The following is a 13,823-nucleotide window of genomic DNA, read 5'->3' as shown; positions in this document are numbered from 1 at the left end:
TTCACGTGAAACATTCAGATTTCGATGTTGTCGTAATTGGTGCCGGACATGCCGGGACCGAGGCTGCCCATGCGGCTGCCCGAATGGGTGCTGAAACGGCACTGGTGACGTTGTCCGCGTCGGATATCGGGGTTATGTCCTGTAATCCGGCAATTGGTGGATTGGGCAAAGGGCATCTGGTTCGGGAAATCGACGCGCTGGACGGCGTTATGGGGCGCGTTGCGGATCAGGCGGGGATTCAGTTCCGATTGTTGAATCGTCGTAAAGGTCCGGCTGTACAAGGACCACGGACACAAGCTGACCGCGCCCTGTATCGCGCCGCGATGCAACGGGAAACGCAAGCGCAGCTGAATTTGTCAGTCATCGTCGGCGAAGTTGTTGATTTTCTGATGGAAAGCGACCGGGTTACTGGAATCAGGTTGGCGGATGGTTCCGAAATCAAGTCACGCACAGTTATTCTGACGTCCGGTACGTTTCTGCGTGGGATGATTCACATTGGAGACGTGTCGCGCCCAGGTGGGCGCATGGGGGACAAGCCTTCTGTCAAACTGGCGGAAACGCTTGATGGATTTGACCTACCATTGGGGAGATTGAAAACCGGGACGCCACCCAGGTTGGATGGCCGCACCATAGATTGGTCCGATCTTGAGCGGCAAGACGGCGATGATGAACCCACGTTGTTTTCCTTCATGTCCACATCAGTTGTAGCGCCGCAAATTTCCTGTGGAATTACTCATACGAATGCACGCACACATGAAATAATCGAGAAGAACCTTTCTCGTTCAGCCATGTACGGCGGGCATATTGATGGGGTGGGTCCTAGATACTGTCCCTCGATCGAGGACAAGATTGTTCGGTTTGCTGACAAGGATTCTCATCAAATCTTTTTGGAACCCGAAGGGGTAAACGACCACACGATTTATCCGAACGGCATTTCAACTTCTTTGCCTCAGGATGTTCAGCAGAATTATGTACGCTCGATCAAAGGATTAGAGAAGGCCGAGATCCTGCAACCTGGGTATGCCATTGAATATGACTATGTCGATCCGCGCGTTTTGACATCCTCTCTGTCTCTTCCGCGGGTTCAGGGCTTATATCTTGCCGGTCAGATCAATGGAACCACAGGATATGAGGAAGCTGCAGCGCAGGGCCTCGTCGCTGGCCTAAACGCGGCGCAAGAGGCGCGCGCCGGTGAACCTGTTCATTTCACACGGGCGGACAGCTATATTGGCGTAATGATCGACGATTTGACAACACGTGGCGTGGCTGAACCCTATCGGATGTTTACCTCGCGGGCTGAATTCCGATTGTCGCTTCGCGCGGATAACGCAGATCAGCGGCTTACCCCAATCGGATTGAAATTGGGATGTGTCGGTGAAAAGAGAGAGGCACAGTTTTCCCAGAAAATGGATAAACTGGCCGCAGCTAAATCTAAACTTACCGAACGGACATTCACACCGAAAGAAGTTCGGGCGGTTGGAATAAATATCAATCAAGACGGCAACCGACGGGATGGAATGGCCATTTTGGCGTTTCCGGATGTTGGTTTTGAAGATTTGATTCCACTGATTCCTGAATTGGACAAGGTAGAAGGGGACATCCGATTGCAGGTAGCGCGCGATGCGCTTTACGCAAACTACATTGCACGTCAGCAAAAGGATGTCGAAGCCATGAAACGGGATGAAGCTTATGAAATCCCACATGATTTTGACTATTTCTCTCTCGAAGGGCTATCTTCTGAAATGAAGCAAAAGCTGACGCAAGCCCGCCCGGCAAATGTTGCCCAGGCTGGCAGGGTAGAAGGGGTAACCCCCGCTGCTTTGACCTTGGTGCTGGCTAAATTGCGACGTGACCAAAAGGTGCGTAAAGCATGAGTTTTGGCCTTTTTGATGGATTGGATGTTTCACGTGAAACATTTGATCGGCTGAAAACCTATGTTGAACTGGTCCAGCGGTGGAATCCAAAGATAAATCTGGTGTCACGGAACAGCCTGAATGAGGTCTGGACGCGTCACATTCTGGATTCGGTGCAAGTTTACCGATGTGCCGATTCTTTTGATGTGTGGGCGGATCTGGGCAGTGGTGGTGGCTTTCCCGGGATGGTTTGCGCGATTATGGCCATCGAAGAAGCGCCAGATGCCCGATTTGTCTTTGTGGAAAGTGATCAAAGGAAATCAGCCTTTTTGCGCAATGTTGCCAGGGAATGTGGAGCAAAATGTACAGTTCTTTCAAAGCGAATCGAGGCTGTTGACCCCCTGAACGCCGATATCCTGTCGGCGCGGGCCTTGGCTGATCTGCCTACGTTAATGTCCTTTTGCGACAGACATTTAAGCTATTCTGGCACCGCGCTGTTGCCGAAAGGCGCAAGCTGGAAAAAAGAGCTGGAAGACACGCACGAGGAATGGAATTTTGAAGCTGAGCCGATTACAAGTTTAACTGAGCCTCAAGCCGTTATCCTGAAGATCAAAGGAGTTTCTCGTGGTTGATCTGTCTCGTCCGTCCGGGCCCCGGATTATTGCGGTAGCCAATCAGAAGGGCGGGGTCGGAAAGACCACTACGGCAATAAATCTTGCGGCGGGGCTGGCGGAGGCCGGATGTAGGGTGCTGGTCGTTGATCTGGACCCTCAGGGGAATGCCTCAACAGGTTTGGGTGTCGAAGACCGGGACTGGACGACCTATGATCTTATTCTTGACGAGGCCCCATTGGAGGCTGTCGTACAGGAATCCGAAATTGACGGGCTGTATGTTGTACCTGCTACAGTTGACCTTAGCTCGGCTGATATCGAACTCATCTCGAACGAAAAACGCAGCTATTTATTGCATGATGCGCTGCGCCAGACGGCCATTGACAAATTTGAGCTGGATTTTGTGCTGATTGATTGCCCTCCCTCGCTGAATTTGCTGACGGTCAACGCCATGGTTGCCGCTCATTCGGTGCTTGTCCCCCTGCAAAGTGAGTTTTTTGCGTTGGAAGGGCTGTCGCAGCTGATGTTGACCATTCGCGAAGTGCGGCAGACGGCGAATCCTGACCTTAGAATCGAAGGTGTTGTGTTGACCATGTATGACAACCGCAACAACTTGTCCCGTCAGGTCGAAAAGGACGCGCGTGACAATCTGGGTGAGATGGTATTTAAAACCAAAATACCCAGAAATGTGCGGGTCAGCGAGGCACCGTCATACGCATTGCCGGTCTTGCAGTACGATTCGGGCTCGTTGGGGGCAATGGCGTACCGGCATCTGGCCCGGGAAGTCATGCATAAAAACAAGAAAATTGCCGCCTAAGCGGTATTGAGGAGGACGCCATGGCCGCCAAAAAAACAAAACCAAGAGGTTTGGGGCGGGGTTTGTCCGCACTGATGGCTGACGTGACGCAGGAGGCGGAAGGGCGCATATCTTCAGACCCACGCCGTCCCGATATGAAAGTTCCCATCGAGAAGCTGCGTGCAAACCCAAACCAGCCGCGCCGCACCTTTCAACCGACGCAATTGGATGAGCTTGCTGCCTCGGTTAAAGAAAAGGGGATCATTCAGCCGCTGATCGTTCGTGAAGTAGGCGGCGGCAATTACGAGATCGTCGCGGGTGAGCGTCGTTGGCGTGCGGCGCAGATGGCGCGACTGCATGATATTCCGGTTATTGTGCGTGATTTTGACGACACCGAAGTTCTGGAAGTTGCCATTATCGAAAACATCCAGCGCGCCGATCTGAACGCAGTGGAAGAGGCGGCTGGTTACAAACAATTGATGGAGCGGTTTGGCCATACGCAGGAAAAGCTGGCGGAAGCACTGGGAAAAAGTCGAAGCCACATCGCCAATCTGTTGCGTTTGTTGTCTTTGCCATTGGATGTTCAGAAGCTGGTCATCGAAGGAAAACTGTCAGCCGGACATGCGCGCGCGTTGATTACGGCCGAAAACCCTTCGGAATTGGCAAAGATCGTCGTGAAAGATGGGCTGTCCGTTCGTGCGACTGAAGCCCTGGTGAAAAAGCAACAGGCTGACCCCGCTAAATCCGTGCCGAGATCCAGAAATCTGGATGCTGGTAAGGACGCGGATACACGCGCTTTGGAAAAGGACCTGTCTGCTATTCTGGCGATGAAAGTTGCGATTAATCACAAGGCTGGATCGGAAACAGGGCAGGTGGTGCTGACCTATGAAAATCTGGATCAGCTGGACGATTTGTGCGCCAAGCTTAGCCGGTAGGGCGGGACCAGATAAAAACCAGAACCCCACCCAGAACCATGGCTTGGATCAGCAAGACATAGGTCGGTACGGAAATCAGAATTGAAAATGTAAAGACGGCGGCAATCGATATGGTTGCCGCCTTTTTTGCGGTTGGGCGAATGGCGCCCGAGTTTTGCCAATCCAGTATCAGCGGGCCAAACGTGCCGTGGCTGATCAACCAATTGTGCAGCCGGTCTGAAGATCGGGCAAAGAAAAATGCCGCCAACAGCAGGAATGGGACCGTCGGCAGCAATGGCAAGACGATTCCTACAACCGCAAGTGCGACACAAATCAACCCCAACACGGCCCAGATAAACTGCATGATTACCCCAATAATTCCCGGATTACCGCATTCAGGACGGCCCGACCGTCCTTGGTGGCGATCAGGTGGCTGCTAGTCTGCTCAACCATGCCAATGTCGTTTAGGTGTTTTAGCTTATCTTCGGACATAGGGTGGTCAGACAAAGCGGTAAATCTGTCTATATCTAGACCGCTTGCCACACGTAACCCCATCATAAGATATTCGTTGGCTTGATCTTGGGTGGCAAGGGTCGAGCGTTCCTTTTCCCCGCTTCCTTGCGATACGGCATCCAGCCAGGTGTTTGGGGCCAGGTAAGTCTCGGTCGCATACTTCCGCCCGTCCTTGGTGATCCGGCCATGCGCACCAGGCCCGATGCCGACGTAATCGCCATAGCGCCAATAGATCAGGTTGTGCTGTGATTCCGCGCCCGGCCGTGCGTGGTTGGAAACTTCGTACGCGGGCAGGCCGTGCGCCTCGCAGATGTCCTGGGTGGCCAGATACATGTCGGCGGCGTTGTCGTCCTCGGGCAGACCGCGCAGCTTGCCCACGGCGTAGCGGTCGCCAAAGGCGGTGCCGTCCTCGATGGTCAGTTGGTACAGGGACAGGTGATCGACGGCCATGGACAGCGCTTCGGTCAGCTCACTGCGCCAGGCGTCCAATGTCTGATGCTGACGGGCATAGATCAGGTCGAAGCTGACCCGATCAAAACAACTGCGGGCGATGTCAAAAGCTGCGCGCGCCTCGGAGACAGTGTGAATACGCCCCAGCCGGCGCAGGTCGTCGTCATTCAGGGCCTGAAGGCCCATCGATATCCGATTGACCCCGGCATCGCGATAGGCGGCAAAACGACCCGCTTCGACCGAGCCGGGGTTGGCCTCAAGCGTGATTTCCATGTCATTTGCGGGGTGCCACAGCGCGCGGGCCTCATTGATCACGGCGGCGACGGTGCCGGGGTCCATCAGCGAGGGTGTGCCGCCACCAAAGAAGATCGTGTTCAAAACCCGATCGGGGGTTTCAGCGGCAGCGCGGCGTAACTCGCTTAAGTACGCATTAAGCCATTGTTTTTGATTAATATTTCTGGAAACATGGCTGTTGAAATCGCAATAGGGGCACTTGGCCTCGCAAAAGGGCCAATGCACGTACAGGCCAAAGCCCCCGTTGCGCCAATCATCCGCCAAAACAGCCTTTCACGAACATCTCCACCGCGCGGCCGCGATGGCTGATCTTGTTCTTTTCCCAGCGATCCATCTCGGCAAAGGTAATGTCGTATCCGTCGGGGACAAACATCGGATCATATCCGAACCCGCCCGCGCCCCGGATCGGCCAGACCAGATGGCCGGGGGCGATGCCTTCGAACACTTCGTCATGGCCGTCGGGCCAGGCCAGAACCAGCGTGCTGCGGAACTGTGCGGCGCGGGGGTGCGGGGCGTTTTTCGCCTCAAGCTCTGTATGGGCACGGGTCATCGCCATCAGGAAATCGCGACCATTGCCGGTTTCAGCCCAATCGGCGGTGTAGACCCCCGGCGCGCCGTGCAGCGCGTCGATGGTGATGCCGGAATCGTCCGACAGGGCAGGCAGCCCGGTGGCCTTGGCCGCAGCATGGGCCTTGATCCGGGCATTGCCGACAAAAGTGTCCTCAGTCTCTTCCGGCTCGGGCAGATCCATGTCACCCGCGCCAACAACCGTGACACCAAAGGGCGCGAGGAGGTGTACCAACTCTTCGAGCTTGCCCTTGTTGTGAGTCGCAAAAAGCAGCCTGTCACCGTCGAACTTGCGGGTCATGCGGTGGCGGCCTTTTGCGCAGCGGCCAGTTCGCCCACACCTTTTTCCGCCAGATCCATCAGCTGATCCATTTGGGCGCGGCTAAAGACCGAGCCTTCGGCGCTCATCTGAACTTCGATCAGTTTACCGGAGCCGGTCATGATGAAGTTGCCATCCACGCCCGCTTCGCTGTCTTCCGGGTAATCCAGATCCAGCACCGGCTGACCTGCGTAAATCCCGCAGGATACGGCTGCCACCGGATCGACCAGCGGGTCCGAGATCACGTCGCCCGCCTTCATCAGCTTATTGACGGCCAGACGCAGCGCAACCCAGCCACCGGTGATCGACGCGCAACGGGTGCCGCCATCGGCCTGGATCACATCGCAGTCAACGGTGATCTGACGTTCACCCAAGGCAACCCGGTCCACGCCAGCGCGCAAGGACCGCCCGATCAGGCGCTGGATTTCCACGGTACGGCCGCCTTGCTTGCCGCTGGCGGCTTCACGCCGCATCCGGGTGTTGGTGGCGCGGGGCAGCATACCGTATTCGGCGGTGACCCAGCCCAGACCCGACCCCTTGATGAACGGCGGCACGCGATCTTCGATCGTGGCGGTACACAACACATGGGTGTCGCCCATCTTGATCAGGCAGGAACCTTCGGCATGTTTGGTAAAGCCCGTTTCGATTGAAACCGGGCGCATTTCGTTTAGATCACGTCCTGAGGGTCGCATGGAAAATCCTTTGTTTGCTGGGTTGGGGATAACGCCCCGCAGCGTTACGATGCAACCCCGATTGACCTTTCGGATGCCTGCTATTTAATGACGGCCCAGCAGAGGAACGCCGATGAGCGAAGCAAGCAGAATTCTGGACGAGATGAACGACCGGTCGCGTGAGGTGTTCCGGCTGATCGTCGAAAGCTATCTGGACAGTGGCGAACCCGTCGGCAGCCGCACTCTGACCCGTACGCTTTCGGAAAAGGTCAGCGCGGCCACCGTGCGCAACGTGATGCAGGATCTGGAGTTTCTGGGTCTGCTCGACAGCCCGCACATCAGCGCGGGCCGGATTCCCACCCAGCAGGGCTTGCGGATGTTCGTCGACGGCTTGCTGGAGGTTGGCGATCTGGGCGCTGATGACCGGCGGAAACTGGATGACACATTAGGCTCTAACGCGGGCGATGTTGGCGGGATGTTGGATCGCGTCGGGTCCGCCTTGTCACACGTGACACATGGCGCGTCGTTGGTTCTGACGCCCAAACAGGAATCCGAGATCAAACATATCGAGTTTGTCTCGCTGGCGCATGACCGCGCTTTGGTGGTTTTGGTCTTTGCCGATGGTCATGTGGAAAACCGCCTGTTCACACCGCCACCGGGTCAGACACCCAGTTCCATGCGCGAGGCGGCGAATTTTCTGAACGCACTGATCGAGGGGCGGACCCTCAGCGAAGTGCGCCGTCAGATGCAAAGTCAGATCACCGCCCGCAGGCAGGAAATCGACGCGTTGGCCCGCGATATGGTCGAAAGCGGTATGGCGGCCTGGGACGGTGACGGGACCGACTCGGCCCGGTTGATTGTGCGGGGGCGGGCGAATCTGTTGGGCGATCCGGGTGAGGCCGAGGAATTGGACCGAATACGCACCCTGTTTGACGACCTGGAACGCAAACGTGATATCGCGGAATTTCTGGAATTGACCGAAGAAGGCGAGGGTGTGCGCATTTTTATCGGGTCTGAGAACAAACTTTTCTCACTTTCGGGTTCCTCTTTGGTGGTGTCTCCATATATGAACGCTGATCGAAAGGTAATCGGTGCGGTTGGGGTCATTGGGCCCACACGTCTGAATTACGGACGGATCGTGCCGATCGTGGATTATACGGCGCAACTGGTCGGCAAGCTGATTTCCGACCGGAGCTAGAGGGTAAGAGATGGCAGAGCCCAAGAACGAAGATTTTCTGGACGATATCGCATCCGCTGAGGCGGAAGAACTGGCCAATGAAATAGCCGAGTTCAGCGACGAGGCACTGGAACTGGATGCGCTGCGCGCAGAGCGGGATGAATACAAAGACAGATTCATGCGCGCGCTGGCGGATGCCGAAAACGCGCGCAAGCGTGGCGACAAGGCGCGTCGGGATGCAGAGCAATATGGCGGCTCGAAACTGGCGCGCGATATGCTGCCGGTTTACGACAACATGAAACGCGCGCTGGAAGCTGCGACCGACGAGCAGAAAGAGGTTGCAGGGCCGCTGCTGGAAGGTGTCGAACTGACCATGCGCGCGCTGAAAGACGTGTTCCAGAAACACGGGATGGAAGTGATCACGCCCGAAGTTGGCGATCGGTTCGATCCCAATGTGCATGAGGCGATGTTCGAAGCGCCGGTTCCCGGCACGCGTGCTGGCGATATCATTCAGGTATCGGCCGAAGGATTCATGCTGCACGACCGCCTGCTGCGTCCGGCGCAGGTTGGTGTGTCGTCGACGCCCGCAGGTTAAGCAGCCTTGGACCTAAAGAATGCTGAGGCGGTCAGGATCTGGCCGCCTCTTTCAGTTTATAGATCAGGTCCAGCGCTTCGCGCGGGGTCAGCTCGTCCGGCAACACGTCGCTCAGCATATCCGTGACGGGTGACGCTTTGGGTGCGGGCGGCGGCGGGGGCGGCGCGGCTGAAAACAGCGGCAGATCGTCGATCAGCGTCTTTTGCTTACCACCTTCACGTTCGGTTTTTTCCAGTTGGTCCAGCACAATTCGGGCACGCTCGACCACCGTGGCGGGCAGACCTGCCAGTTGGGCCACCTGAACCCCATAGGATCGGTCAGCCGCGCCTTTGTGGACCTCATGCAGGAAGATCACCTCGCCTTCCCATTCCTTGACCGCAACGGTGGCGTTGTCGACGCCTTCCAGCTTGCCGGCCAGGGCGGTCAGCTCGTGGTAATGCGTTGCAAACAGAGCGCGGGATTTGTTGGCTGCGTGCAGATGTTCCAGGGTGGCCCAGGCGATGGACAGGCCGTCATAGGTGGCAGTTCCACGGCCAATCTCATCAAGAATGACCAAGGCACGGTCATCAGCCTGATTGAGGATGGCAGCGGTTTCCACCATTTCCACCATGAAAGTTGACCGCCCGCGCGCCAGATCGTCAGACGCGCCAACACGGCTGAACAATTGGCTGACCACGCCGATATGGGCCTGTTCTGCGGGAACATAGCTGCCCATCTGGGCCAGCAAGGCAATCAGGGCGTTCTGACGCAGGAAGGTTGATTTACCGGCCATGTTGGGACCGGTCAGCAGCCAGATTGCAGCACCGGTATTGGCGCTAAGGTCACAATCATTGGCAATGAATGCATCACCGCTTTGTTGCCGCAGCGCCTGTTCCACAACCGGATGGCGGCCCCCCTGCACATCAAAGGCGCGTGACGTATCGACCTGCGGGCGGCACCAGTTCTCACCGCGCGCGAGATCGGCCAATGCGGTGGTCAGATCCAGTTCGGCCAACCCCCGGGCAGCTTGGTTGAGCCGTGCGGCGAGGGATAAAATTTCACCAGAAAGCCTTTGATAGAGCCGTTTTTCGATCTCCAGCGCCAGATTTCCGGCGTTCAGTATACGGGTTTCGATCTCGGACAGTTCGACGGTGGTGAACCGTACCTGATTGGCGGTGGTCTGGCGGTGAATATAGGTCTCGCTGAAAGGCGGATTCAGCATCTTTTCGGCATGTGTGGCCGTGGTTTCGATGAAATAGCCCAGCACATTGTTGTGCTTGATCTTCAGCGAGGTGATGCCTGTATGTTCCGCATATTTCTGCTGAAACCCGGCGATGACGGAACGGCCCTCGTCCCGCAGGGTGCGAGCCTCGTCCAACTCGGCATCGAACCCGGGGGCGATAAAGCCACCATCACGGGCCAACAGGGGTGGTTCGGCGACCAGCGCCTGATCCAGCAGGGTCAACAGATCATCGAACCCAACAAGGTTCTGCACGGCGGTGGCCAGCAAAACCGGCAAATCTTGGGGACCGCATAATTCCGCTATGGTGGCAGCCTGCGCCAACCCGTTGCGGATGGCGGTCAGATCGCGGGGGCCGCCACGTTCCAGCGACAGGCGGGACAGGGCGCGATCCAGATCGGGGGTCTTGCGCAAAGCCTCGCGCAGGTCCGATGCGGTCAGGCTGTCCTCGGCCGCAAATGTCACCGCATCCAGCCGCGCGTGGATCACGTCCAGATTGCGGGACGGGCTGGACAGGCGTTGTTCCAACAGCCGCGCGCCGCCGGGCGTCACGGTGCGATCCACCACTGATAGCAGCGAGCCAGCGCGGCCACCGGACAGCGACCGGGTCAGTTCCAGATTGCGCCGGGTGGCGGCGTCGATCTGCACCACGCGGTCCTCGGATTCCTTCAGCGGTGTTTGCAGCAGCGGCAGTTTGCCCTTCTGCGTGATCTCAAGATAGTCGATCAGCGCGCCCATCGCCGAAACCTCAGCGCGCCCGAAATTGCCGAATGCGTCCAGGGCGCCGACGTGAAACAACCCGCAGATGCGTTTTTCCGCCGCAGTGCTGTCGAAACTGGCGCGCCCAATCGGGGTCAGCGAAATGCCCAGATCGCGGACGGGTTCCTGCAAAACCTGTTCGGACCCATCCGCCACGATCAACTCGGACGGGGCCAGCCGCGCCAGTTCGGGGCTGAGGCGTACGGACGTCAAAGGCATCACGTGAAACGCGCCGGTCGAGATATCGGCCCAGGCCAGCGCCGCCTCATCCCGGACCTCGGCATAGGCGGCCAGAAAGTTGTGACGGCGGGCTTCCAGCAGGGCGTCTTCGGTCAGGGTGCCGGGGGTAACCAAGCGCACCACACCGCGCTTTACCACCGATTTAGAGCCTCTTTTTTTCGCCTCAGCCGGGCTTTCCATCTGTTCGCAGACGGCAACGCGAAACCCTTTGCGGATCAGCGTCAGCAGATATCCTTCGGCGGAATGAACCGGCACGCCGCACATCGGGATGTCGGTGCCGTTGTGTTTGCCGCGTTTGGTCAGGGCGATGTCCAGCGCCTCGGCCGCGTTCACCGCGTCCTCGAAAAACATCTCATAAAAATCGCCCATGCGATAAAACAGCAGGGCGTCGGCATGGGCCTCTTTGATTTCGAGGTATTGCGCCATCATCGGCGTGACTGTGGACAAGGCTGACCTCTTTTGGCGTATTCCGGTCGCGACCTTACAAATCCCCCACCCGCGACGAAAGGTGAAAACGCATTGCCGTTGAGGCGCGCCGCCGTCTGAGGTAAGAGGCGAAATCCCCGAAGTCATGGAAACGACCAATCCGATGCCCAAAGCGAAGATCACCAAAGAAGAGGCGCTGGCCTTTCACCTGGACCCCACCCCCGGCAAGTGGGAGGTGCAAGCCACCGTTCCCATGACCACGCAGCGCGATCTGTCGCTGGCCTACAGCCCCGGTGTGGCCGTTCCTTGTGAGGCTATCGCGGAAAATCCGGAAACGGCCTATGACTATACCAACAAGGGCAATCTGGTGGCCGTGATCTCGAACGGGACGGCGGTTCTGGGTCTGGGCAATCTGGGCGCGCTGGGTTCGAAACCGGTGATGGAGGGCAAATCGGTCCTGTTCAAACGGTTCGCCGATGTGAATTCGATTGATATCGAACTGGATACCGAAGACCCGGATGAATTTTGCCGCGCGGTGCGTCTGATGGGGCCGACCTTTGGCGGCATCAATCTGGAAGACATCAAAGCGCCCGAGTGTTTCATCATCGAACAGCGCCTGAAAGAAGAGATGGATATTCCCGTCTTTCACGATGACCAGCACGGCACGGCGGTCATCTGCGCGGCAGGTCTGCTGAACGCGCTGCATATCTCGGGCAAGAAGATCGAGGATGTGAAGATCGTTTTGAACGGGGCAGGTGCGGCGGGGATTGCCTGTATCGAATTGCTCAAGGCGATGGGGGCCAAGCACGAAAACTGCATCGTCTGTGACACCAAGGGCGTGATCTATCAGGGCCGGACCGAGGGCATGAACCAGTGGAAATCGGCCCATGCGATCACCACGGACCTGCGCACGTTGGAAGACGCCATGAAGGACGCGGACGTGTTTCTGGGCGTATCCGTCAAGGGCGCGGTGACGCAGGATATGGTCGCCAGCATGGCCGACAATCCGGTGATCTTCGCCATGGCCAACCCGGACCCCGAGATTACGCCGGAAGAGGCGCATGAGGTCCGTGTTGACGCCATCGTCGCCACCGGCCGCAGCGATTATCCCAACCAGGTCAACAACGTATTGGGTTTCCCCTATCTGTTCCGTGGTGCGCTGGATATCCATGCCCGCGCCATCAACGACGAGATGAAGATTGCCTGCGCCCATGCGCTGGCCCGCCTGGCCCGCGAGGATGTACCGGACGAGGTGGCGCTGGCCTATGGCAAGACGCTGACCTTCGGCCGCGATTACATCATCCCCACACCGTTCGACCCGCGCCTGATCCACCGTATCCCGCCCGCTGTGGCCAGGGCGGGCATGGACACCGGCGCGGCGCGGCGTCCGATCATCGACATGGAGGCATATGAGCTGAGCCTCAAGTCGCGCATGGATCCGACGGCCAGCATCCTGCGTGGTTTGAACGCCCGTGCCCGTGCGGCGCAAAGCCGGATGATCTTTGCCGAAGGGGACGATCCCCGCGTCTTGCGCGCGGCGGTGATGTATCAGCGCTCGGGCTTTGGCAAGGCGATGGTGGTCGGTCGCCCGGAAGAGGTCAAACAAAAGCTCGACGAGGCCGGGCTCAGCGATGCGGTGCGCGAATTGGAGGTGGTGAATGCCGCCACAACCACGCATCTGGATGCCTACAAGGATTTCCTGTACCGGCGTTTGCAGCGTAAGGGGTTTGATCGCAAAGATATTCACCGTCTGGCCGCGCGTGACCGGCACGTGTTTTCCTCGTTGATGCTGGCCCATGGCCATGCGGATGGTCTGGTAACCGGCGCCACCCGTAAATCGGCGCATGTACTGGACCGGATCAATCATGTCTTTGACGCAGATGCGGCCCATGGGGCGGCTGGTGTCACCGCGCTGCTGCACAAGGGCCGGATCGTTCTGATCGGCGACACGCTGGTGCATGAATGGCCGGATGAGCATGACCTGGCCAATATTGCCGAACGCGCGGCCGGGATTGCCCGCCATATGGGTTTGGAACCGCGCGTTGCCTTTGTCAGCTTTTCGACCTTTGGGTATCCAGTGTCTGAACGCGCTGAAAAGATGCATGTCGCACCGGGGGTCCTGGATTCGCGCGGTGTCGATTTCGAATACGAGGGCGAGATGACCGTCGATGTGGCCCTGAACGCCCATCAGCAAGAGGCTTATCCGTTCTCGCGCCTGACTGGTCCGGCCAATATCCTGATCGTGCCAGCGCGACACTCGGCGTCGATCTCGACCAAGTTGATGCAGGAAATGGGCGGCGCGACGGTCATCGGCCCAATCCTGTCCGGCATCGACAAGCCGATTCAGATCTGTTCGACGGGGTCGACCGCCAATGACATCTTGAACATGGCCATCCTTGCATCCTGCGATATCGGTTAA

12 protein-coding genes are annotated in these 13,823 nt (G+C 57.8%); 7 read left to right on the top strand and 5 right to left on the bottom strand.

Going from position 1 to position 13,823, the window contains the following annotated elements; genetic code table 11:
• The first annotated feature begins 5 nt into the window (after positions 1 to 5).
• From mnmG to JT51_RS15480, 4 genes are read left to right on the top strand one after another with little or no spacing between them, the layout of a single operon-like run.
• Positions 6 to 1,874, top strand: coding sequence for a tRNA uridine-5-carboxymethylaminomethyl(34) synthesis enzyme MnmG (gene mnmG, locus JT51_RS15495; protein ID WP_037315396.1), 1,869 nt, complete (start codon positions 6 to 8; stop codon positions 1,872 to 1,874).
• On the top strand, positions 1,871 to 2,485 hold the full coding sequence (gene rsmG, locus JT51_RS15490; RefSeq protein ID WP_037314710.1) for a 16S rRNA (guanine(527)-N(7))-methyltransferase RsmG: 615 nt from the start codon (positions 1,871 to 1,873) through the stop codon (positions 2,483 to 2,485). Before mnmG ends, rsmG begins: the two co-directional genes overlap by 4 nt.
• Positions 2,478 to 3,281, top strand: a complete 804-nt coding sequence (locus JT51_RS15485; RefSeq protein WP_037314707.1) for a ParA family protein — start codon at positions 2,478 to 2,480, stop codon at positions 3,279 to 3,281. Before rsmG ends, JT51_RS15485 begins: the two co-directional genes overlap by 8 nt.
• 20 nt (positions 3,282 to 3,301) lie before the next feature.
• On the top strand, positions 3,302 to 4,195 hold the full coding sequence (locus tag JT51_RS15480) for a ParB/RepB/Spo0J family partition protein (RefSeq protein ID WP_037314704.1): 894 nt from the start codon (positions 3,302 to 3,304) through the stop codon (positions 4,193 to 4,195).
• Here JT51_RS15480 and JT51_RS15475 read toward each other — a convergent pair.
• From JT51_RS15475 to rph, 4 genes are read right to left on the bottom strand one after another with little or no spacing between them, the layout of a single operon-like run.
• Positions 4,185 to 4,538, bottom strand: a complete 354-nt coding sequence (locus JT51_RS15475) for a YbaN family protein (RefSeq protein WP_037314702.1) — start codon at positions 4,536 to 4,538, stop codon at positions 4,185 to 4,187. The genes JT51_RS15480 and JT51_RS15475 overlap by 11 nt on opposite strands.
• Before the next feature lie 2 nt (positions 4,539 to 4,540).
• Positions 4,541 to 5,695 carry a radical SAM family heme chaperone HemW gene (gene hemW, locus JT51_RS15470; protein ID WP_037314700.1) on the bottom strand — a complete coding sequence of 385 codons (1,155 nt, stop codon included), beginning with the start codon at positions 5,693 to 5,695 and terminating at the stop codon, positions 4,541 to 4,543.
• Positions 5,685 to 6,299, bottom strand: coding sequence for an RdgB/HAM1 family non-canonical purine NTP pyrophosphatase (gene rdgB, locus JT51_RS15465; protein ID WP_037314698.1), 615 nt, complete (start codon positions 6,297 to 6,299; stop codon positions 5,685 to 5,687). Before rdgB ends, hemW begins: the two co-directional genes overlap by 11 nt.
• Positions 6,296 to 7,009, bottom strand: a complete 714-nt coding sequence (gene rph / locus JT51_RS15460) for a ribonuclease PH (protein ID WP_037314695.1) — start codon at positions 7,007 to 7,009, stop codon at positions 6,296 to 6,298. The genes rdgB and rph overlap by 4 nt, the downstream gene beginning before the upstream one ends.
• 112 nt (positions 7,010 to 7,121) lie before the next feature.
• On the opposite strand from rph, the gene hrcA reads away from it, so the two are divergent.
• Both hrcA and JT51_RS15450 read left to right on the top strand, forming a co-directional pair.
• Positions 7,122 to 8,186: a heat-inducible transcriptional repressor HrcA gene (gene hrcA, locus JT51_RS15455; RefSeq protein WP_037314693.1), complete on the top strand. Its 1,065-nt coding sequence runs from the start codon at positions 7,122 to 7,124 to the stop codon at positions 8,184 to 8,186.
• A 10-nt stretch (positions 8,187 to 8,196) separates the two neighbouring features.
• Positions 8,197 to 8,760, top strand: coding sequence for a nucleotide exchange factor GrpE (locus JT51_RS15450; RefSeq protein ID WP_037314689.1), 564 nt, complete (start codon positions 8,197 to 8,199; stop codon positions 8,758 to 8,760).
• 31 nt (positions 8,761 to 8,791) lie between these two features.
• On the opposite strand, the gene mutS is transcribed toward JT51_RS15450, so the two are convergent.
• Positions 8,792 to 11,407: a DNA mismatch repair protein MutS gene (gene mutS, locus JT51_RS15445; RefSeq protein ID WP_051927604.1), complete on the bottom strand. Its 2,616-nt coding sequence runs from the start codon at positions 11,405 to 11,407 to the stop codon at positions 8,792 to 8,794.
• Between the two features lie 160 nt (positions 11,408 to 11,567).
• Here mutS and JT51_RS15440 point away from each other — a divergent pair, with 160 nt between their 5' ends.
• Positions 11,568 to 13,823, top strand: a complete 2,256-nt coding sequence (locus JT51_RS15440; RefSeq protein WP_037315393.1) for an NADP-dependent malic enzyme — start codon at positions 11,568 to 11,570, stop codon at positions 13,821 to 13,823.

Source organism: Ruegeria halocynthiae (genome assembly GCF_000743705.1).
Taxonomy (GTDB): Bacteria; Pseudomonadota; Alphaproteobacteria; order Rhodobacterales; family Rhodobacteraceae; genus Ruegeria; species Ruegeria halocynthiae_B.
Note: the sequence above shows the minus strand (reverse complement) of the source record. Positions and strands in the feature narration are given on the sequence as shown.